General features: G+C 65.5%; 22 protein-coding genes. 14 read left to right on the top strand and 8 right to left on the bottom strand.

Annotated features, from left to right (window positions below):
* Positions 1-111 precede the first annotated feature (111 nt).
* The 4 genes from ACT2BZ_RS23140 to ACT2BZ_RS23155 all read left to right on the top strand — a co-directional run bounded on the left by ACT2BZ_RS23140 (position 112) and on the right by ACT2BZ_RS23155 (position 4,318).
* Complete coding sequence (locus ACT2BZ_RS23140) at positions 112-1,356, top strand: DUF3419 family protein (RefSeq protein ID WP_457938131.1); 1,245 nt, start codon at positions 112-114, stop codon at positions 1,354-1,356.
* Positions 1,356-2,012: a class I SAM-dependent methyltransferase gene (locus ACT2BZ_RS23145; protein ID WP_457938132.1), complete on the top strand. Its 657-nt coding sequence runs from the start codon at positions 1,356-1,358 to the stop codon at positions 2,010-2,012. Before ACT2BZ_RS23140 ends, ACT2BZ_RS23145 begins: the two co-directional genes overlap by 1 nt.
* A gap of 258 nt (positions 2,013-2,270) precedes the next feature.
* Positions 2,271-3,071 carry a glycoside hydrolase family 25 protein gene (locus ACT2BZ_RS23150; protein WP_457941421.1) on the top strand — a complete coding sequence of 267 codons (801 nt, stop codon included), beginning with the start codon at positions 2,271-2,273 and terminating at the stop codon, positions 3,069-3,071.
* 68 nt (positions 3,072-3,139) lie between these two features.
* The gene (locus ACT2BZ_RS23155) at positions 3,140-4,318 is read left to right on the top strand and encodes a lytic murein transglycosylase (RefSeq protein WP_457938133.1); all 1,179 of its coding nucleotides are present in this window, start codon (positions 3,140-3,142) and stop codon (positions 4,316-4,318) included.
* 23 nt (positions 4,319-4,341) lie between these two features.
* On the opposite strand, the gene ACT2BZ_RS23160 is transcribed toward ACT2BZ_RS23155, so the two are convergent.
* Both ACT2BZ_RS23160 and ACT2BZ_RS23165 read right to left on the bottom strand, forming a co-directional pair.
* On the bottom strand, positions 4,342-5,166 hold the full coding sequence (locus ACT2BZ_RS23160; protein WP_457938135.1) for a class I SAM-dependent methyltransferase: 825 nt from the start codon (positions 5,164-5,166) through the stop codon (positions 4,342-4,344).
* A gap of 58 nt (positions 5,167-5,224) precedes the next feature.
* Positions 5,225-6,445, bottom strand: a complete 1,221-nt coding sequence (locus ACT2BZ_RS23165) for an alanine racemase (RefSeq protein WP_457938137.1) — start codon at positions 6,443-6,445, stop codon at positions 5,225-5,227.
* Positions 6,446-6,634: 189 nt separating this feature from the next.
* Here ACT2BZ_RS23165 and ACT2BZ_RS23170 point away from each other — a divergent pair, with 189 nt between their 5' ends.
* Complete coding sequence (locus tag ACT2BZ_RS23170; RefSeq protein ID WP_457938138.1) at positions 6,635-7,555, top strand: DMT family transporter; 921 nt, start codon at positions 6,635-6,637, stop codon at positions 7,553-7,555.
* Positions 7,556-7,582: 27 nt separating this feature from the next.
* A complete protein-coding gene (locus tag ACT2BZ_RS23175) occupies positions 7,583-8,854 on the top strand; it encodes an amidase (protein ID WP_457938140.1) in 1,272 nt (423 codons plus the stop codon).
* Positions 8,855-9,271: 417 nt separating this feature from the next.
* Here ACT2BZ_RS23175 and metF read toward each other — a convergent pair whose 3' ends face one another.
* A complete protein-coding gene (metF, locus tag ACT2BZ_RS23180; protein WP_457941422.1) occupies positions 9,272-10,186 on the bottom strand; it encodes a methylenetetrahydrofolate reductase [NAD(P)H] in 915 nt (304 codons plus the stop codon).
* Positions 10,186-11,187, bottom strand: a complete 1,002-nt coding sequence (locus ACT2BZ_RS23185; RefSeq protein WP_457938141.1) for an ArsR/SmtB family transcription factor — start codon at positions 11,185-11,187, stop codon at positions 10,186-10,188. Before ACT2BZ_RS23185 ends, metF begins: the two co-directional genes overlap by 1 nt.
* A gap of 99 nt (positions 11,188-11,286) precedes the next feature.
* On the opposite strand from ACT2BZ_RS23185, the gene tsaA reads away from it, so the two are divergent.
* The 3 genes from tsaA (at position 11,287) to ACT2BZ_RS23200 (ending at position 13,129) form a co-directional block, all read left to right on the top strand.
* Positions 11,287-11,814: a tRNA (N6-threonylcarbamoyladenosine(37)-N6)-methyltransferase TrmO gene (gene tsaA / locus ACT2BZ_RS23190; protein ID WP_457938142.1), complete on the top strand. Its 528-nt coding sequence runs from the start codon at positions 11,287-11,289 to the stop codon at positions 11,812-11,814.
* Positions 11,811-12,125: a DUF2293 domain-containing protein gene (locus tag ACT2BZ_RS23195; RefSeq protein ID WP_457938144.1), complete on the top strand. Its 315-nt coding sequence runs from the start codon at positions 11,811-11,813 to the stop codon at positions 12,123-12,125. The genes tsaA and ACT2BZ_RS23195 overlap by 4 nt, the downstream gene beginning before the upstream one ends.
* Positions 12,126-12,286: 161 nt before the next feature.
* Entirely contained in the window at positions 12,287-13,129 is an 843-nt protein-coding gene (locus ACT2BZ_RS23200) for an SDR family oxidoreductase (protein WP_457938145.1), read from the top strand.
* Between the two features lie 42 nt (positions 13,130-13,171).
* Here the strand turns inward: ACT2BZ_RS23200 and ACT2BZ_RS23205 are convergent, their stop codons facing one another.
* Positions 13,172-13,789, bottom strand: coding sequence for an MOSC domain-containing protein (locus ACT2BZ_RS23205; protein ID WP_457938147.1), 618 nt, complete (start codon positions 13,787-13,789; stop codon positions 13,172-13,174).
* Between the two features lie 110 nt (positions 13,790-13,899).
* A complete protein-coding gene (locus tag ACT2BZ_RS23210; protein ID WP_457938148.1) occupies positions 13,900-15,021 on the bottom strand; it encodes a beta-ketoacyl-ACP synthase III in 1,122 nt (373 codons plus the stop codon).
* 181 nt (positions 15,022-15,202) lie between these two features.
* On the opposite strand from ACT2BZ_RS23210, the gene ACT2BZ_RS23215 reads away from it, so the two are divergent.
* The 5 genes from ACT2BZ_RS23215 (at position 15,203) to ACT2BZ_RS23235 (ending at position 18,422) form a co-directional block, all read left to right on the top strand.
* Positions 15,203-15,715 carry a DUF421 domain-containing protein gene (locus ACT2BZ_RS23215; protein WP_457938150.1) on the top strand — a complete coding sequence of 171 codons (513 nt, stop codon included), beginning with the start codon at positions 15,203-15,205 and terminating at the stop codon, positions 15,713-15,715.
* 98 nt (positions 15,716-15,813) lie between these two features.
* On the top strand, positions 15,814-16,848 hold the full coding sequence (locus tag ACT2BZ_RS23220) for a hypothetical protein (RefSeq protein WP_457938151.1): 1,035 nt from the start codon (positions 15,814-15,816) through the stop codon (positions 16,846-16,848).
* Positions 16,841-17,104: an acyl carrier protein gene (locus tag ACT2BZ_RS23225; protein ID WP_457938152.1), complete on the top strand. Its 264-nt coding sequence runs from the start codon at positions 16,841-16,843 to the stop codon at positions 17,102-17,104. Before ACT2BZ_RS23220 ends, ACT2BZ_RS23225 begins: the two co-directional genes overlap by 8 nt.
* The gene (locus ACT2BZ_RS23230) at positions 17,097-17,903 is read left to right on the top strand and encodes a hypothetical protein (RefSeq protein WP_457938154.1); all 807 of its coding nucleotides are present in this window, start codon (positions 17,097-17,099) and stop codon (positions 17,901-17,903) included. Before ACT2BZ_RS23225 ends, ACT2BZ_RS23230 begins: the two co-directional genes overlap by 8 nt.
* A gap of 102 nt (positions 17,904-18,005) precedes the next feature.
* Positions 18,006-18,422, top strand: coding sequence for a hypothetical protein (locus tag ACT2BZ_RS23235; RefSeq protein WP_457938155.1), 417 nt, complete (start codon positions 18,006-18,008; stop codon positions 18,420-18,422).
* Positions 18,423-18,471: 49 nt separating this feature from the next.
* On the opposite strand, the gene ettA is transcribed toward ACT2BZ_RS23235, so the two are convergent.
* Positions 18,472-20,121, bottom strand: coding sequence for an energy-dependent translational throttle protein EttA (ettA, locus tag ACT2BZ_RS23240; protein ID WP_457938157.1), 1,650 nt, complete (start codon positions 20,119-20,121; stop codon positions 18,472-18,474).
* 112 nt (positions 20,122-20,233) lie between these two features.
* Entirely contained in the window at positions 20,234-20,713 is a 480-nt protein-coding gene (locus ACT2BZ_RS23245; protein ID WP_457938159.1) for a hypothetical protein, read from the bottom strand.
* Between the last annotated feature and the right edge of the window lie 5 nt (positions 20,714-20,718).

Consider the following 20,718-nt stretch of genomic DNA (forward strand, 5'->3'; position numbering starts at 1 on the left):
TGCGAAACCCGTCCCCTCCTGCAACCATCACAGGACTGTCGCAACACCGTCACCTGCCCGTAATGAAGCCGCGCTAGCCCAGTCCGAACAGTCCTAGACGGGATTCGCGCCATGACCGACCTTTCGAGTGATATCGGCCTTCGCAGGAACCGCCAGGTCGGCCAGGCCGTATACCGGAACAGGGCGCTCTCCAGGGCCGGCCTCTCGGAACGTCTCTTCGCGCTTCTCTTCACTGGCCTTGTCTATCCGCAGATCTGGGAAGATCCCGACGTGGACATCGAGGCCATGGCACTCGGCGAGGGTCACCGCGTCGTCACCATCGCGTCCGGCGGCTGCAACGTGCTTGCCTACCTGACCCGATCGCCGGCTCGCATCGACGCCGTCGACCTCAACGCCGCGCACATCGCGCTGAATCGCCTGAAGCTCGCGGCGGTCCGGCACCTGCCGTCGCAGGCCGACCTGTTCCGCTTCTTCGGCGAGGCCGGCAACAGGGCCAATACCCAGGCCTATCAGCGCTTTCTGGCGCCGCAGCTCGATGCCGACACCCGCCGCTACTGGGAGGGACGCAACTGGCGGGGCAGGAAGCGCATCCGCGCCTTCGAGGGCAATTTCTACCAGACCGGCCTGCTCGGCTTCTTCATCGGCTCCGCCCATTTCGCGGCGCGGCTCTACGGCGTCGACCCCACCCGCATCATCGCTTCCAAAAATCTAGGCGACCAGCGCCGCTTCTTCGAGGAGGAGTTTGCGCCCGTCTTCAACGCCCGGCTGATCCGCATGGTGTTGTCGCGCAAGTCTTCGCTCTTCGGCCTCGGCATCCCGCCGGCCCAGTATGATTCCCTCATCACTTCTGGCGACGGCACAATGGAAAGCGTGCTCAGCGCCCGGCTGGAAAAGCTCGCCTGCCATTTCCCGCTGAAGAAGAACTACTTTGCCTGGCAGGCCTTCGCCCGCCGCTACCCGGCGCCTGGCGAGGCCGCCCTGCCCGCCTACCTGGAACAGGCCAATTACGAGACGCTCAAGGCCAACGCCGATCGCGTCGCCGTCCACCACGTCAACTTCACCGAACTGCTCGCCGGCAAGCCGGCCGGCTCGGTCGACCGTTTCGTGCTGCTCGACGCGCAGGACTGGATGAGCGACGACCAGCTAAATGCGCTGTGGACAGAGATCACCCGCACCGCCGCCCCCGGAGCCCGCGTCATATTCCGCACCGCCGCAGAGGCGACGCTCCTGCCCGGCCGCGTCTCTGCGGCCCTTCTCGACCAGTGGCGCTACGATCACGACGCGTCGCGCAGCCACGGCGCGCGCGATCGCTCGGCCATCTATGGCGGCTTCCACCTCTATGTGAAGAGCGCCTGATGAGCGCGCTTGCCCCCTCGCATGCGGCCCTGATGGACGGCGTCTACCGCTACCAGCGCCACATCTACGACCTGACCCGCAAATATTATCTGCTCGGCCGCGACCGGTTGATCGCGGATCTCGACGTGCCTGAGGGCGGAGCCGTGCTGGAACTTGGCTGCGGCACCGGGCGCAACCTGGCGCTGATCGCCCGCGCCTATCCCGCCGCGCGCCTCTTTGGCCTCGACATCTCGGCCGGCATGCTGGAGACCGCCGCAGCCGCCATCCGGCGCGGCAATCTCGCCGACCGCGTCACGCTGGCCCGCGGCGATGCCTGCGCCTTCGATGCGGAAGGCCTCTTCGGTCGCGACGGCTTCGACCGCGTCGTCATCTCCTATTCGCTGTCGATGATTCCGCCCTGGCGCCGCACGGTCGTCGCGGCATTCGACGCACTGGCCCCCGGCGGCTCGCTCCACATCGTCGATTTCGGTGGCCAGGAAAGACTCCCCGCCTGGTTCCGCAGCGCCTTGCGCGCTTGGCTCGCCCGCTTCCACGTCACGCCGCGCGATTCTCTGGGCGAAGTGCTGGAATCGGAATGCCATCGGATCGGCGCAACCCTTCGCTATGAAACGCTTTATCGCGGCTACGCCGTCCATGCGGTGGCCCGCCTCGCCTGATGTGCCGGGCAGCGCGGCAGCCGCCTCATCCCGCCGCCTGCCATGTTTTGGCCATTTATCTGCCGCCAATCGTCAGGCATCGAATTCGATGCGGGGGCGCGCAATCAACCGATTGTCAACCATGATGGGTGATGAAGGGAGCCGGCTCTGCTATAATGCGGAGCGGTTCCAGCGGCGTTCGAGCCGCTTCGGGGGTCTTGGGGACAGATGCTGAACCGGAATGTGCACGACGCTTCACTTGCCCTGGCGGGCCGCGCGCTGCGCGCCGCAGCGGGTCTTGCTCTGCTGGCTGCGCTGTCGGCCTGCTCCACCGTCGATGCGCTGACGCCGGACCTTTCCGCCACCACCAGCTCGACCGGGATCGCCGCTACCCATCCGCGCTTCTCCGACAGCGACCCGCACAAGTGGGAAGGGGGCGCGCCGTGGAACTATGCAGTTCACGGCACAGACGTGTCGAAATATCAGGGCTCCGTCGACTGGCACAAGGCCAGGACCAGCGGCGTCTCCTTCGCCTTTATCAAGGCGACCGAGGGCGGCGACCGCGTTGACGACCTCTTTGCTGAGCACTGGCGCAAGGCGAAGGCAGCGGGCGTGCCGCGTGCCGCCTATCACTTCTACTACTTCTGCCGCCCGGCCGCCGAGCAGGCGCGCTGGTTCATCGACAACGTTCCCAAGGAAAAGGGCGCGCTGCCGCCCGTCCTCGACATGGAATGGAATCCGCAGTCGCCGACCTGCAAGCTCAGGCCCGACCCGGCCACCGTGCGCAGCGAGATGCGCATCTTCCTGCAGATCGTCGAGAAGCATTACGGCAAGAAGCCGATCATCTACACCTCCGTCGACTTCTTCGAAGACAACGGCCTGTCCGGCTTCCGCGGCTATCCCTACTGGGTGCGTTCCGTTGCCGGCCATCCGACCGCCAGGTATGGCGACCACCCCTTCACCTTCTGGCAATACACCGGCACGGGCGTCATTCCCGGCATCCGCGGCGACGCCGACATCAATGTCTTCAACGGCGACACGCGCGCATGGAAGAAGTGGCTCAAGGCAAACGCTGCCTGATACATCCGGCCACGGATCGATTTCGCCTTCCATCCATTAGAGACCAGATTTCAACGAGGAGATTGCCCATGGGATTGCCCACCGGAACGCTTGCGGCATTCCTGATGTTGATGTCTCCCGCTACCGTCCTTGCGCAGGAGTGTGGCGGTGACTTCGCTGCCTGGCGCGACGGCGTCAAGGCGGAGGCCATTGCCGCCGGCGTCGGTGAGACCGGCCTTGCCGCGCTTTCCCGCGCTTCGATCGATCAGAAAGTGCTCGATCGCGACCGCGCACAGGGCGTCTTCAACCAGACCTTTGCCGAGTTCTCCGGCCGCATGATCAACGACTACCGGCTGAAGAACGGCGCCGCCAACCTGAAGAAATATGCCGACGTCTTTGCCCGCGCCGAGCAGGAATTCGGCGTGCCCGGTCCCGTCATCGCGGCCTTCTGGGCGCTCGAAACCGATTTCGGCGCCGTTCAGGGCGATTTCAACACGTTGAACGCCGTCACCACGCTTGCGCATGACTGCCGCCGGCCGGAGCTTTTCCGGCCGCAGCTCGTGCCGCTGCTGACCCTGATCGACCGCGGCATCCTGCCCGCCGACACCAAGGGCGCCTGGGCCGGCGAGATCGGCCAGACGCAGATCCTGCCCTCGGACTATCTGCTGCGCGGCATCGACGGTGACGGCGACGGCGCGGTGGACCTGCGCGGCAGCGCGCCCGACGTCATCATGACCACCGCCAACAAGATCCAGCATCGCGGCTGGAAGCGCGGCGAACCCTGGATGCAGGAAGTCAGCGTGCCCGAGGCGATGCCGTGGGACCAGACCGGCCGCACCAACAAGCTGCCGCTGTCGAAATGGGCCGAATGGGGCGTCACGAACCGTGACGGCAGCCCGCTCGCCGACAATGGCCTGCAGGCCGGCCTCGTATTGCCGATGGGCCACAAGGGCCCGGCCTTCCTGACCTACGACAATTACGACATCTACCTGCAGTGGAACCAGTCCTTCATCTACACGCTGACGGCCGCCCACCTCGCCGCGCGTCTTGCGGGCGATCCGCAGTTCGAGCGCCGCAATCCCGAGGAGGGACTTGTGGGCGAAAGCATGAAGCTGCTGCAGCAAAAGCTGGTTGACCGCGGCTACGACGTTGGCGGCATCGACGGCATCTTGGGCACCAACACCCGTGAAGCCGTGCGCCAGGAACAGGCTCGCCTCGGCCTGCCGGTCGACGGCTGGCCGACGCCTGCGCTGCTGGCCAATCTGTAGGCGAACGGACTGGGGGTAATCCTTCAGACCGCGGTGGCTGAAGTCATCGCGGCTGGAACCGGCACGCGCCACGGCCCATCGGGGCCGAGCTCGCTGACAACCACGTCGGCGATGGCAGAACGGATGGCTTCGCTATAGTCGCTGGGCTGATGTCTCAGCAGGGCGCCGCCGCGAACCGTCCCTTCATAAAAATAGTCAAAGAGGCGGCTTGGATCGTCGATGTCCCAGTAGCTGTCGATGATCTCCATATCGACGTTGTCGAATCCGGCCCCCTGCAGCAGTGCCTGTGTCGCAACCTTCTCTGACAACGCATTTGCATCCGGTGCCGGCGGCATCTTCACCTCCGGATCGCCATGGGTGGCGATGGAGCCGAAGACTGCGCGCCACGCCAGCGAACGCTCGACCCCGCACCAGACGGTGAAGGCCATACGTCCGCCGCGCCGCAGCACCCTGTGCACTTCGCGCGCCACTGCCGCGGGATCGGGAACATGCGGCATGCCAAGTCCGATCGTCACCGCATCGAAACTGTCATCCTCGAACGGCAGATCGCCGGCGTCTCCTTCGACAAAATTCGCTTGGCCAACGCGGTCTCGCGCCAATCGCAACATGGCGGGAGAGAAATCCAGACCGGTTGTCTCAGCGCCTGCCTCGACGAGCTGTTCGGCAATGATGCCGTGTCCGCAGCACAGATCGAGCGCACGGCTGCCCGGACCAGCCTCCACTGCCCGGACAAGATGCGGCACGTGCAGGGCACTGGCCGACGCAAAGCCCTCCGCATAAGCCTTTGCCGTAGCGCCGTCGCTCCAGCCGGCAAGTTCCAGATCGGCAAACTCGGAATAGTCGTGCATTGCCCTAGGGTAACACAGTTTGGACGAGCGATGAATCTTGGAGCGAAGACGGCAGCGCCTAATCCGCCATCGTCTCCAGGCTGGCAAAGCCCTGTGGCGCATCGCCTTCGTCGAATGGCGTTGTCACCTCGACGAATGTGTCGGGATAAAATCCGTTAAAGCGGGTCCTCAGCGACAGCGAATAGGCCCCGATATGGCCGATTTCGATCCAGTCGCCCGTGTCCACCGTCTCCGGCAGCCAGAACGGCCGCGACAGAATGTCGACTGAATCGCAGGTCGCGCCGCACACCTTGAACGGCACGATGTTCTTCTCACTGCCGTTGCGCGAGCGGATGGCCGGGTCGGGAATGAAGCGCGCCGGCAGCGTGATCTTGCCGACCCAGGAATCCGACAGCGACGCCCAGATGCCGTCATTGATGTAGAGCCGCTTGCCCTTGCGCAGGAGCACCCTGACAATCAGCGAGAACGCCCGCGCCACGATCACGCGGCCGGGCTCGGCCACCAGCGGCATGTCGGCGAACTGATATTCCTCGATGTCGCCGCGCAGCCGCGACATGATCTGCCCGAGCGACGGCATTTCCGGCTTCTTGCTGTTCGGATCGCGCCCGTATTCGGCCGGGAACCCGCCGCCGACATCGAGCTCGGACAGCTCGAAGCCGATGCGGTTGCGCACCCAGTCGACCGAGGCCAGCGCCCTCTCGTAGGTGTCGGGGTCCTCGATCTGGCTGCCGACATGGAAGCACAGCCCCACCTTGTAGCCGATCTTCTTCAGCCGCTGGCACAGTTCCACCGCATGCGCCGGCCCGGCGCCGAACTTCTTCGACAGCTCGTAGGCCGCCGCGCCCTTGGTCTGCACCCGCACGAACACCGTCATCGAGCCCGGGTCGATGTCGAGGGCGCGCACCACGCGCGTCACCTTGGTGATCTCGTCCTCGTGGTCGACCGCGATGACGCGGATGCCGTATTTTTCCAGTGCCAGCTTGATGTCGGACTGCGCCTTCACCGGGTGCATGTAGAGCATCTCGGCGTCGGGCGAGACGGCGCGCACCGCCGCGAACTCGCCGGGCGAAGCCACGTCGAAGGCCGTCACGCCGGCCTCGACCAGCGCCTGCAGCACCATCGGCTCGCCGTTCGTCTTCACCGCATAAGCGGTCTTGCCGGGAAACATCGACATGAACTGCCGCGCGTCGGCCTTCAGAACTTCCGGGTGGAAGCAGTAGACCGAATCGTCGGGCCGAAGCGCAAGCGCGGCCTCACGGGCATTCTCGAATCGTTGCATGGGCACTCCTCGGGTGGCTTCCGCTATCTAAAGCAAGCCGGCCTGCTTTGAAATCGCTTCCCGCATCGAACGGCGTTTCCAGCACTCCGGCCAGCACGCGAAAACCGTTGCGTCAGGCGCAGGAAACGGGTGGCGCCCGGTCCGCAGCAGGGCTAGCAACATCCGCGACTTCGCGCCGGAGCCCGTTTCATGACCGCCGTCACGCCAGACAGGGCAAGCCAGCCCACGATGTCGCTCTTCAACTGGGGGCAACTGCTGCTGCTCGGCGCCATCTGGGGCGGCTCCTTCTTCTTTGCCCGCATCGCCGTCGCCGAGATCCACCCACTGACGCTGGTGCTCTTCCGCGTCGCCATCGCCGCCGCCGCGCTCCACGTCTATCTCGCCGTGCGCGGTCCCTCCTTCGCGCGCGTCCTGCCGCTCGCCGGCAGCTTCTTCGTGCTCGCCATCCTCAACAACGTCATCCCCTTCTCGCTGATCTTTGCCGGCCAGACCGAGATGGGCGCCGGGCTCGCCTCCGTGCTCAACGCCACCACGCCGTTCTGGACCATCCTGGTCGCCAACGCCGTCACGCAGGACGAGAAATTCTCGCGCAACAAGGTTTTGGGTATCCTGCTCGGCATTCTGGGCACCGCCGTCATGGTCGGTCCGGGCGTGCTTGCCGGTCTCGGCGGCCCGGTCTGGCCGAAATTCGCGCTGATCGGCGCCTCGCTCTCCTACGCCTTCGCCGTCATCTTCGCCCGCCGCTTCAAGGGCGTGCCGCCGGTGCTGGTCGCCGCCGGCCAGCTTACCGCCTCGACAATCATCATGGTCCCTCTTGTGCTCGCCTGGTCGGGGCCCGCCGGAATGTTTGCGGCAAGCCTCCCCGTCTGGGCCGCCGTCTTCGCCCTGGCGCTGGTCTCCACGGCCTTCGCCTACATTCTCTATTTCAGGCTCATCGGCACCGCCGGCGCCACCAACGCGTCGCTGGTCACGCTCGTCGTGCCGGTCAGCGCGCTACTTCTCGGCTTCCTCTTCCTCGGCGAGCGCCTCGAACTCTTCGAAGTCGCCGGAATGCTTCTCATCGCGCTCGGCCTCGTGACGATTGACGGACGCCTGTTCAAACGGCGATAGCTGCTTCTGCCAAGCGCGGAAACCAGCATGCATTCTGTCCTGTCCATCCTGAAAGCCATCGAGAACGGCGACATCACGCCGAAGGCCGCCGTCGCGCAGAGCCTCGACGCCATCGCCGCGAAGGACGCCGCCGTCCGCGCCTTCGTCGCCCTCCCCGACCGCGAGGCGACCCTCGCCGCGGCAGACAGGGCCACGGGTCCGCTTGCCGGCATCGCCGTCGGCGTCAAGGACATCATCGACACCCACGACCTGCCGACCGGCATGGGCTCACCCATTTATGCCGGGAACCGTCCGCCTGCGGACGCAGCACTTGTCGCCATGCTGCGCGACAGGGGCGCCACCGTCGCCGGCAAGACGGTCGCCACCGAATTCGCCTTCCTGCAGCCGGCCGCCACGCTCAACCCGCGCGATCCGGCCCACACGCCCGGCGGCTCTTCTTCCGGTTCCGCCGCCGGGGTCGCCGCAGGCATGGTGCCCGTCGCCATCGGCACGCAAACCGGCGGCTCGGTCATCCGCCCCGCCGCCTATTGTGGTGTGGCCGGCTACAAGCCGAGTTTCCGCCTCGTCCCGATGGTCGGCGTGAAGACCTTTTCCTGGTCTCTCGACACGGCCGGCTTCTTCGCCGCGAGCGCAGCCGACGTCGCCGCCTTCGTCACGCGCCTCACCGGCCGTCCTTTGGACGTCGAGCCTGTCGATCCTTCGACGCTACGCATCGGCCTCTACAGGACCTCTGTCTGGGACCAGGCGGACGGCGACGCCCGCGCCGCCCTGTCGCTCGCTGCCGAGCGCGCGGCGTCTGCCGGCGCCAGCATTGTCGAGATCGACGAACCCGAAATCCTTGCCGCGGCGCGCGAGGCCCATTCGACGATCCAGAATTTCGAGGCCGGCATCGCGCTCGGCTTCGAATATACCCATCACCGCGACCGCATGAGCGAGATCCTGCGCACCACCCTTGAGCAGGGCCGCGCCATCGCGTCGGAAGCCTACGATGCCGCCCGCAGCGTCGCCCGGCGCGCCCGCCACGAGACCGGCGAGCTCTTTCAGCATGTCGATCTGATCCTGACACCCGCCGTCACCGGTGCCGCGCCGCGCGGACTGTCCTCCACCGGATCGCCGGTTTTCAACAAGCTGTGGACGCTGACCGGCAATCCCTGCGTCAATGTTCCTGGCGCCGCAAACAAGGCGGGAATGCCCGTCGGCATCCAGCTTGTTGCCCGTTTCGGCCGTGACCGGCTTGCCCTTTCGGCCGCATCCTGGCTCGAATCGCTGCTCGTGGCGGGCACCGCCCCGGAGCGCTGAGACCGGCCTTTAGGCAGCAATGCTGCCCTTTGGTCATCTTCTCTTCCTGCGGTGCCATGCAAAAAAACTTTGGCTGCGGCGCAATGTTTCCTTTGCCAAGGAAATGCTTGCACTTAGACTTCTTCGCAGCACAGGTTTTTCACAATCATGTCGCAATGCAGCAAAATTTCCGCTTGCCTGTGACCTGAACTCCCCTAGACTCTCCCCATGGCTCTTTAAGAGGAGGCTAACTATGGGACTGACACGGCCAATCAATGCACTGATGATTTGCGCTGCGTTTGCTTTTATTGGCGCCCTCATAATGGGAGTTCTTCCGTAACGGCCAGACTGGCCAGGAAGCTGGGAACCGCCTGAAAAGGCGAGGAAATTTGGAAAGGCCGGGCATCGCGCCCGGCCTTTTCGCATTTCCGGGACCCGTCACGCCGCGGCGGACGCTGCCTTGTCGACCGGCGCCCTGATGCCGATCATGTGGCAGATCGCGAACACCAGGTCGGCGCGATTCATCGTGTAGAAGTGGAAATCGCTGACGCCACGCTCGACCAGGTCGAGCACCTGCTCGGCCGCCACTGCCGAGGCGATCAGCGCATGCGTCTGGGGATCGCCCTGCAGCCCCTCGAAGCGCTCGGCCAGCCACGCCGGCACATGCGCGCCGCATCGTGCCGAGAAATTCGCCACCTGCGTGAAATTGTGCACCGGCAGGATGCCCGGCACGATCGGGATGTAGATGCCGGCGCGCCGAACCCGCTCGACGTAGCGTTCGAACAGATCGTTGTCGAAGAAGAACTGGGTGATCGCCCGCGTCGCGCCATTGTCGACCTTGCGCTTCAGCATCTCGATATCGGTGGCGAAATCCGGGCTTTCGGGGTGCTTTTCGGGATAGGCCGCGACCGAGATGTCGAAATCGCCCGCCCCCTTCAGCGCCGTCACCAGTTCGGAAGCGTTGGCGTAGCCGTCACGGTGCGGCGTGTAGTGCGAGCCGACGCCTTCGGCGGGATCGCCGCGCAGCGCCACGAATCGTCTCACGCCCATGACCGCGAATTCCGCGATCACCTTGTCGATCTCGGCACGCGAAGCGTCGACGCAGGTCAGGTGCGCGGTCGGCGTCAGGCTGGAATCCGCGAGAATGCGCGCCACCGTCCGCGCCGTGCGCTCGCGCGTCGATCCGCCCGCGCCATAGGTCACCGAGACGAATTCCGGCGCCAGCGGCTCCAGCCGCTTCACCGCCTCCCACAGCCGTGCCTCCATGTCATCGTTCTTCGGCGGGAAGAACTCGAAGGAAACGCTGACCCTGTCACCGATGTCGGGGCGCCTGGAAAATCGCGGTTCGTTCATCATGCCGTCTCCCTTTCGCCGGCCGCCGCCGGATCGGCCACCAGCAGGCGCCTGTCGCGCCCCAGCCAAAGCTTGACGGTCAGCCGCCCCTCGCCCGCGCCGCGCGGTTCGAATTCCTGGCTGTCCTCGAGGTCGAGCCCCGCTTCGCCGAGCCAGTCGGCGATCTGCCGGTCGGAGAAGCCGAGCCTCAGATGCGCGTGCTCCTCGCGCAGGAATTCCAGTTCATGCGGTGCGAAATCGACGATCACCAGCCGTCCGGCCGGCCTGAGCAGCCGTGCCGCCTCGCGGATCGCCGCCGCCGGGTCGTCGAGATAGTGCAGCACCTGGTGCATCGTCACGAGGTCGAAACCGTCGCGCTCGACCGGCGGCGCATAGATATCGCCCTGGCGCACCTGCGCATTGGCCACGCCCGCCTTGTCGAGATTGGCGCGCGCCACTGCCAGCATCTCGCGCGACATGTCGATGCCGACGCCGCGCCTGTAGAGCGGCGCGAATAGTTCGAGCAGCCGCCCGGTGCCGGTGCCGAGGTCGAGCATCGACTGGAACGACCGCTTGCCGACCAGCTTCACCAGCGCCGCCTCGACCGCGCGGTCGGGCGCATGCAGGGCCCGGATTTCGTCCCAACTAGCCGCGTTGGCGCTGAAATAGCCGGCCGCACGCTCCTGCCGGCGCCGCTTCACGGCAGCCAGCCTTTCGAGGTCGCGCTCGATCTGCGGGTCGCCATCATGCACGCGGCCGACAAGCCCCTCGACGAATTCGCGCGCAGCATCCGCGTCGGCGAGCCGGAAGAAGGCCCAGGAGCCCTCCTGGTAGCGACCGATCAGCCCGGCCTCGAGCAGCAGCTTCAGGTGACGCGAGACGCGCGGCTGCGACTGGTTGAGGATTTCGGTCAGGTCCGAAACCGTGAGGTCGCCGCGCGAAAGCAGTGCCAATATGCGCAGGCGGCTCGATTCGGCCGCCGCTTTCAGGGTCTCTACCAGCCTGTCCAGCGTTACCGTCATCTTGCGATCTCTACGATTAAGATATAAAGATATGTTTATGTCGATTTCGCCCCTGTGGCAACAGGCGATGTCGTTTCCGGGCAGGAAAACGACGTCGTGATGAAAGGACGGTCCGCGATGTTCGAGCAACGCGAAGGCGAAGTCCGGCTTGCCGACGACCCTGCAGCCATGGCCGCGGACGCCAGCGTCGTCTTCATCGGCCGCATCCGCTCGCCCTGGCTGAAGCGCGAGGATTGCCCGAAGAACATGGCCGCCGCGCGCGCCACCGGCATGCATGCCAGCATCGAGATCGAAGCGCCCTATCGCCCGGGCCTCGAAGGCCTGGCCGGCACCAGCCACCTCGCCGTCCTGTCCTGGCTGAATTTCGCGCCGCGGAATCTGATTGTGCAGAATCCCCGCCACGCAACTGAACCGAAAGGCGTTTTCGCGCTGCGCTCGCCCGCCCGGCCGAACCCGATCGGACTGCACGTGGTGCGCCCGCTCTCCATCGACATCGAGGCCGGGCTGATCGCCATCGACGGCATCGACGTGCTCGACGGCACGCCCCTGGTCGACATAAAGCCCTATTTCGCCTCGATCGACGCCTTCCCCGACGCCGTTCCGCCGCGTCGGTCCTCGGCCCCGTGAGCAAGCCGACCGGCCGCCGCCGTGCCATCGCCAAGGCGCTGACCGCGCTGTTGCCGATGGCGCCCTATAGTGACATCGAGGCGATCCGCGCCGATGCCGGGCGACAGCACATGAGGGATCTGCCCCCGGCCATTGCCGTCTGGCTCGCCACCGTCGCCCATGTCCGCCACCAGCACACCGACTACGAAAAGCTGCTCGCCGAGGGCTACGACCGCGACTCTGCGCGCTTCTTCGTCATCGACAGCACCAATGCCGTGCTGACCGGATGGCGCGCCACCCGCCTGCTCGACCCCGACGACGAGGACGTCTGACCGGTGCCCCTTTCGCCCGCCGCACCGTCTGGCGTGCCATCTCGAAAGCGGCGGAACCTTTCGCCCTTGGCCGGCCGCGCCGCGTTCCTATGTCTGTCCTGGGGGTGATCTCCCCCGCATCTTTCACGACAGCAGGCCCGGCAAGGGCAAGGAGCGATGCCATGACATCGAAAATCTGGTTCATCACCGGCGCATCCAAGGGATTCGGCCGCATCTGGGCGGAGGCGGCGCTGGCGCGCGGCGACCGCGTTGCAGCCACCGCCCGCGACACCTCGACACTCGAGGATCTGGTCGCAAAATACGGCGACGCCGTTGCGGCCCTGCCGCTCGACGTCAACGACAAGCCGGCCGTCGACGCCGCGGTCGCCGAGGCGCACCGGCGCTTCGGCCGCCTCGACGTCGTCATCAACAATGCAGGCTACGGCCAGTTTGGCGCCATCGAGGAGGTCAGCGAGGCGGACGCTCGCGCCCAGATCGAGACCAACCTTTTCGGCGCGCTCTGGGTCACGCAGGCGGCGCTGCCGATCATGCGCGCCCAGAAGTCGGGCCATATCATCCAGATCTCGTCGATCGGCGGCGTCAACGCATTCGGGCTGCTCGGCCTCTATCACGCCTCGAAATGGGCGCTTGAAGGGCTCAGCCAGGCGCTCAGCCAGGAGGTCAAGGGTCTCGGCATCAACGTCACGATCGTCGAGCCCGGCGGCTATTCGACCGACTGGTCCGGCGCATCGGCCAGGACCGCCAGGCCGATCGACGCCTATGACCCGGCGCGCAGGCACCGCGCCGAAACGCGCGGCAGGGCCGTCCCGGGCGATCCCGCGGCGACAGGCGCGGCCATGCTCGCCATCGTCGACGCCGAAGAACCGCCGCTGCGCATCTTCTTCGGTGATGGCGGCCTGCCGATGACCCGGCAGGAATATGCCGACCGGATCGCGCTGTGGGAAAAATGGGACGACGTCTCGGTCATGGCGCAGGGTGCTGCGAAGAACCGCAAGGCTGCGTGACGTGTCAGCCGCGCGCTGCCGCGAGGCGGCGCGCGAACAGCCTCAGGGGCGGTAGATCCACTGCTCCGGCACGCGCACGGAAATCTCTTCGCCCGGCATCACCGTGCCCGGTTTCTCGACCCAGGCCACCAGCCCGCGCAGCCGTTTGGCGACCTTCGGGAAGAGCAGCGTGCCTGCTTCGACGTCAGCCATCCCGGCGCCCTCGGCGATCGCCCGGCCGGCATCGCGGCACGGGTGGTTCTGCGCATCGATCTTGATCGTCACCCCTCCCTTGAAGAACAGCAGCGTTCCGGACGGCAGCATCGACAGTTGCGGAATGCCGTCGAGCACGAGGTTGGCGCCCAGCCATTCCGGCTTGACCTCGGCCAGTCCCATCCGGCCGGCAATCACGGCAAGTTCGTCGGTCGCCACGATCGACAATTGCCGCTCGTTGCGCATCAGCGTGCCGCGCTTGTACCAGGGTTCGCGGCTGCCGGACTTGCGCGTCGGACCCGCGTGATAGTCGCCCTCGATGCCGTCGAAGCCGAGCGCCAGCGCATCCACCGCCTGCGTCACGAAGGAGCCGGCCAGCGCCGCATAGGCGCCGGCGACACGCGCCGTCAGCTTGCGGCCGGGCAGGATTTCCGGTTCGCCGTCGAGGCGTGACTGAAGGTCGAGCATGTCTGGGTCCTCAATTGTTTGGGTGAAATTGCCGCCAGTGCGGCAAAAGTCCAGCCTGAAAAACTGAACGACCCATCAACGCCTTTGGCATGGACGCCTTCCGGTCTGCCCTAGCGCATCCTGACCAGCGCGGCGCCGATCGAATAGCCTGCCCCGAAGGCGCAGAGCAGGCCGAGGTCGCCGGGCTTCATATCTTCGTGGTTTTCCGACAGCGCAACGATTGCCCCGGCCGCTGCCGTGTTGCCGAGCCGCTCCAGCACCATCGGCGCCCGGTCATGGTCCACCTCGTGGCCGAACGCGAGTTTCAGGATCATCGCGTTCATGCGGGCATTGGCCTGATGCAGCCAGAACCGCCTTATGCCGTCCGGCACGTGGCCGTGCTCGGCCAGGAACTCGACGATGAAGCGGTGCCCGGCCACGGTGACTTCCTTGAACACCTTGTTGCCGACCTGCTTGATCATGTTGCCTTCCATCCGGATGACGGAGGTGTCTTCCTGCCCGGCGCGCAGCAGGAATCCGAAATTGGTGCGGATATTGTTGGAGAACTGCGTCCAGCTGCGTGTATCGACGATCTCCAGCTTGCCCGGCCGGCTTTCGCCCTCCTCCAGCGCCTCGATCACCATCGAGGCCGAGGCGTCGCCGAAGATGAAATGCGTCTGCCGGTCGCGGAAATTCAGGTGCCCGGTGATGATCTCGGGCGTCACGATCAGTACGCGTTTCTGTGCGCCGCTGCGCACCAGGTTGAACGCCACGTGAACCGCCGCCCCTGCCGAGGAGCAGCCGAGGCTCATGTCGAAGGCCGAGCCGCCTGCACCGAGCTCCTTCTGGATCTCGATCGCCAGCGCCGGATAGGGCCGCTGCTGGTGCGACGCCGCGCAGATCACCATGTCGATGTCGGAGCCTTTCAGCCCCGCATGGTCGAGCGCCTTGAGCGCCGAGGCGAGGCCGAACTCGGCCTCGACCGACACCTCGTCGTCGCCGCGCGGCGCGATCCTCGGCGTCATACGGGTTGGATCGAGAATGCCCTCGCGTTCGATGACATGCCGCGTCTTCACCCCGGACGCGTAGACGATGAAGTCGACATCCGACTTGGCGAGCGGCTCCAGCCCCTCCGCTGCCCGCCGCGGGTTCTCGCTGTCGACCCATGTGTTGAAGCTGGCGACCAGTTCTTCGTTGCTGATCGAGGCTTGCGGAATTTCGGCGCCGATTCCGCTGATGATGACTTGCTTCATACTGGTCCTGCTAGCGGCCTGGGCTGCGCCGTGTGGTCTGCGTGAATACCGCAAAAATGTCGCCTGCGAACCGGTTTAGGCCAGTTTGCTGGCCTTGCAAAGGCTGCCGCGCCGAACGGACGTGCGAACCGGGCATCCATGGAGCTTGTAGCGCCAGCCAGGGAACCATCCGGCGGAACCCGTGTTCCCCCTTCGGATCAACGAGAGGGAGGCCGGTCTGGAACCGTTTCTGTTCGACAGCTGGGCTGGCGTGGTGCGCGTCCTTGTGGTGGGCGCCGGAGCCTATGTTGCGCTGGTCTTTTTCCTGCGCATGTCCGGCAAGCGCACGCTGAGCAAGATGAACGCCTTCGATCTGGTGGTCACCGTGGCGCTCGGCTCGACGCTTGCAACCGTGTTGCTCGATCGCAAGGTGCCGCTTGCCGAGGGCGCGCTCGCCTTCGCGCTGCTGATCGCGCTGCAATTCGTCATCACCTGGCTGTCGGTACGTTCCGAACGGGTCGAGCAATTCGTCAAGGCGAGCCCGACCTGGCTCTTCCACGACGGCGAGTTCGACGAAGCCGCCATGCGCAGCCAGCGCGTCACCCGCGAGGAGATTTCGGCCGCCATGCGCCAGTCCGGCCACGCCGACGAAACCTCGGTATTGAGCGTCGTGCTCGAGACCGACGGCGCCATGAGCGTCGTCGCCCGGCGCTGAAACCCCGTCGGCCATCATGCCGACCGGATTTGCATCGCGCGACCGGGATGGCTAACGTGAGCCTCCGACCGCAACAACTCTGAATCGCGCAACAATCTATGCTGACACTGCACAAGCAAGCCGGCCGTAGTCAGCTCTATCGTCAGAGTATGCCTTTCAAGTATGTCGAGGATCTGGGCTGTCTGTGCGTCTTCGATCCTGAAATCATTTCGGCGGTATTTCGCTCCGATGGGTTCGATGTCATCGATTTTGCCGGACAATACCGCTACATAACCGATCATACGTCGCTGGACTTTACCGCCACGGCGGTCGCCTTTGATCACGTGCCGCTCGCCCAAGAAGGACCGCGCCACAAGAAGCTGCGCGCCGAAATGGCGGCTATCGTCGCAGACCCGACGCGCGAAAAGACGCGCGAGGTCGAGAAGTTCACCGCCGCTCACGTCGCTCGGTTATTCGTTCCGGGCCACTCGATCGAACTCGTTGACGATCTTGCCGATCCTCTCTTCGTCCGGCTGTTCTCGCTCTGGCTCGGTGTAGACCACACTGCCTTTTCCAAGGAATCCCACGTTTCACAGGCCTTCGACATGAAGGTGAGCCTTGGCCGCCGCGCCGCCGTCAACCGCGACGTCGAAAAACTGACCTGCGCCTTCGCCGCCCAGGGCGGCGCGCTCGCTACCTCCCCGGAGATGGCAACCGCCATGAACGTTCTGGGCAACGATACGCTGAAGGGCTCGATCGCCCTGTCGCTGTGGGAGATCGTCGCGCGCAACCCCGGCAAGCGCCTCAACGAGATCGACTACCCGGTCAACTACCCTTCCACGGGTGTGCCCTTCATCGAGCGTGTTGCAAGGGATGACATCGAAATCGCCGGCATGGCCGTCACCAAGGGCCAGCGGGTGCGCCTGATGCTCGACGCTACGGCGCAGCACGTGTCGGGCGAGGAAGCCGACCTGCTGTTCGGGCGCGGCAGGCATCTGTGCCTCGGCAAGCCCATGGCGCTCGCCATCTGGCGCCAGTTGACCGCCACCCTCGCCACGCTGCCCTTGCGCTGCACGGCGGGAGAACTGAAGATGCGGAGCGGCGACTATGCCTTCAATTATCCGCAGCATGCGAGGCTAAGCATAGATGACTGACGAGATCGAAACGGGCTGTGTCGAGGTCTTCAAGCAGACGACGGGCATGAAGCACACGGCCTCCGGCGACGCCATGGCCGACGCCGAGATCCTCGCCAAGCCGATCGGCGATTTCGACATCGACAGCCTCGAGACGATGGAATTCATCATGGGCGTCGAGGAGCGCTTCGGCGTTCAGCTCGACGAGGAGGCGGTGAACCGCTGCGCCACGATCTCCGAGCTGGCAGCGCTCGTCACCGCATCGCGAGGTGTTTAATTTCCGCCGGCGAAGCCGCGCGGAAATCGTAGCCGAGAGTGCAGAGGCCGGTTTCGAACCGGTACGGCCGCGCCCCGGCGTCGGAAATCTCTTCGGACTGACCTCCGGTTCCCCCTCCCCCTTCCAGCGCTTCCGCCATGCCGATGGGGTCAATCTCTTCTCCGCCAATAACGGCGCTCCCACGCTGGTCGTCGGCTTCGGCGGCATACGCGGCAGCCTGATGATGGGCACCGTCGCCGTGCTGCAATCGCTCGACAGCAGCGCCTGCGACCTGCTCCTCCTCTCGGACTTTCGGCGTCTGCATTTCGACCATGGCATCGAGAACTATGCACCCACACTGCCCGAACTCATGCACAAGGTCGGCGCCATCGCAGCGCAGCGCAGCTACACCAATGTGGTCACCTATGGCTCCAGCATGGGCGGCTTGCCGGCCCTGCGCGGCGGCCAGATGCTCGGCGCCCGCCGTGCCGTAAGCGTCGGCGGGCGCTTCCCCTGGCACCCGGTCAAGGTGAAGGATGGCGAGAAGGCCGTCGGCGCGTTCGACCCGATCTGTGCCTGCCGCGCGCCTTTCGCGACGCCCTGCTTTGCGCTCTACGCCGAAGGCAAGAAGGAAGACGTCGACCACGCAGCCATGCTTGCCGCAATTGTGCCGGGCTGCGTGCGCGTTCCCATGCCCTACGACAAGCACAATGTCGCCCACGCGATCGACCGGAGAAACCGTCTCCCCGCCTTCTTCGCAGAACTCTTCGATCCGGTTGCCGAGCCCGATCCCGCGAGGCTGCGCGCTCTTCTCGCCTGACCGGCCCGCTCGGACGCTAAGCGCACCCGCCGGCCTTTACCGCTCCGGGTAATGGGGCTAACCTTCAGGCCGGATGGGGAGCATTGCGCGAAGGAGATCGCCATGCTTGCTACCGTCCGAAAGACAGCCCCCGCACTTCTGTGCCTTGCCCTCGCCGCCGGCACCGCCGACGCCGCAGACTATTCCTGCGACGGCCTCGTCGTCGCCGGCCAGAAGATGATCTGCTCGGGCTTCGAGCCCAACTGGGCGATCCGCCTCACCTGCAACGGCTCGACCATGAGTTCGGAATTCATTGACGCCTTTTCAGGCAGCGGCATCCAGACGACGCCGGGCACAGTCGTCTTTTCCTCACAGGACCCGTGGACCTTCGAGACCAGCCACCCGGTCAGCGGCTCGATCGCCGCGACGCCCGGCGGCTGCACCGACGAAGGCGACAACGTGCACGACTTCACCTTCACACCGACCGCTGCCCCCGGCCTCAGCGGCCCGTTCTTCCCCTTCTGCTGTCGGGTGGAGTAGCGCGACGACAGGACCGCATCGCATGGATGCGGTCCGCTGTCATTCTGACCTAGCGCGTCAGCCGCTTGTAGGTCATGCGGTGCGGGTTGACGGCGTCCGGGCCGAGGCGGCGGATCTTGTCCTTCTCGTAATCCTCGAAATTGCCCTCGAACCATTCGACATGGCTGTCGCCCTCGAAGGCGAGGATGTGCGTCGCCAGCCGATCGAGGAACATGCGGTCATGCGAGATGATCACCGCGCAGCCGCCGAAATTCTCCAGCGCGTCTTCGAGTGCCGCCAGCGTCTCGGTGTCGAGGTCGTTGGTCGGTTCGTCGAGCAGCAGCACGTTGCCGCCGGTCTTCAGCATCTTGGCAAGGTGCACGCGGTTGCGCTGGCCGCCTGACAAACTGCCGACCTTCTGCTGCTGGTCGCCGCCGCGGAAGTTGAACGACGAGCAATAGGCGCGCGTGTTGGCCTCGTGCTTGCCGAGCTTGACCACCTCTGCGCCGCCGGAAATCTCTTCCCAGACGGTCTTCGACGGATCGAGCGCGTCGCGGCTCTGGTCGACATAGCCGAGCTTCACCGTCTCGCCGATGCGGATCGAGCCGCCATCCGGCTTCTCCTGTCCGGTGATCATGCGGAACATGGTGGTCTTGCCGGCGCCGTTCGGGCCGATCACGCCGACGATGCCGCCGGGCGGCAGCTTGAACTCGAGATCCTCGATCAGCAGCCGGTCGCCGTAGCCCTTCTTCAGGCCTTCGACATCGATGACGACGTTGCCCAGCCGCTCGCCATGCGGAATGACGATCTGGGTGTCGCTCGGGCGCCGCTTGTCGGCGGCGTCCAAGAGGTCCTGGAAGGCCTGGATACGCGCCTTCGACTTGGTCTGCCGCGCCTTGGGGCTGGAGGCAATCCACTCGCGCTCGCGCGAAATGGCGCGCTGGCGCGAATCGTCCTCGCGCCCCTCCTGCTTCAGGCGCTTGGCCTTGGCTTCCAGGTAGGCGGTGTAGTTGCCCTCGTAGGGAATGCCGCGGCCACGGTCGAGCTCGAGAATCCAGCCGGTCACGTTGTCGAGGAAGTAGCGGTCATGGGTGATGATCATCACCGCGCCCTTGTAGGCGCGCAGGTGCTTTTCCAGCCACGCCGTGGTCTCGGCGTCGAGATGGTTGGTCGGCTCGTCGAGCAGCAGCAGGTCGGGCTCGGAGAGCAGCAGCTTGCACAACGCCACGCGGCGGCGCTCGCCGCCCGAAAGGCTGGTCACATCGGCTTCCTTGGGCGGGCAGGCCAGCGCTTCCATCGCCATCTCGACCTGTTGCTCGAGGTCCCACAAATTGAGACGGTCCATGTCGTCCTGGAGCTTGCTCGCCTCGTCTGCCGTCTCGTCGGAATAGTTCATCATCAGCTCGTTGTAGCGCTCGATGATGGCGGTCTTCTTGACCACGCCTTCCATGACATTGCCGAACACGTCGAGCGCCGGGTCGAGATCGGGCTCCTGCGCCAGGTAGCCGACTGTCGCGCCCTCGGCGAGCCAGGCTTCGCCCGACCATTCCTTGTCGAGGCCGGCCATGATCTTCAGCACGGTCGACTTGCCGGCGCCGTTGGGGCCCAGGATGCCGATCTTGGCGTCCGGATAGAACGACAGGTGCAGGTTCTCGAGAATCTTCTTGGTGCCGTAAGACTTGTTCAGCCCGGCCATGTGATAGATGAACTGGCGTGCCACGCGCGCTTATTCCTTCAAATACGGTAATGGGAGTTGGCCGCTATGTAGGCGAAGGCGCGCCAAACGGCAATCGCTTTCGGGCCGGTTGCCGCCAGATTGGAGCCCCGGGGCGTCACTCGGCCCCGCTAGCGCCTTCGATCAGCCGCATCACCTTGCCTGCCGCGTCCACATGACCGGTCCGGCCGATGAACCGTTCGGCCCGCGCCACCGGATCGTGCAGGTACTGATCGGGCCCGAGCATCTTTCGCTGGTTGAGTTCGCCCGTGTCGAGCAGGTCGAAGTCGACCCTTTCGATGCTGCAGTCCCAGCCCGCGTTGCGGCCAGCCCAGCCTCGCCGGTGGTGCGCCAGCAGCCGCTCCCGGCCGCAATAGCCGTGATAGTCGAAGGCCAGCACCCCGTCCGTCACGTAGATGTGGTTGCCCGAGAATCCCTCGGCCGGGATGATGCGCTCGGCGTGAAAACCGGCCAGCGGCGGGCGCTTGAGATAGGCCCCGGCGAGAATTGCACAGGCGCCGTGGCCGAAGAAGATGCGGTCTGGCAGCGCCCAGCGGCGAACAGGATCCTTCTTGATGCCGGGCTTCAGGACATACATCGCCC

The organism is Mesorhizobium sp. 10J20-29 (assembly GCF_054130485.1).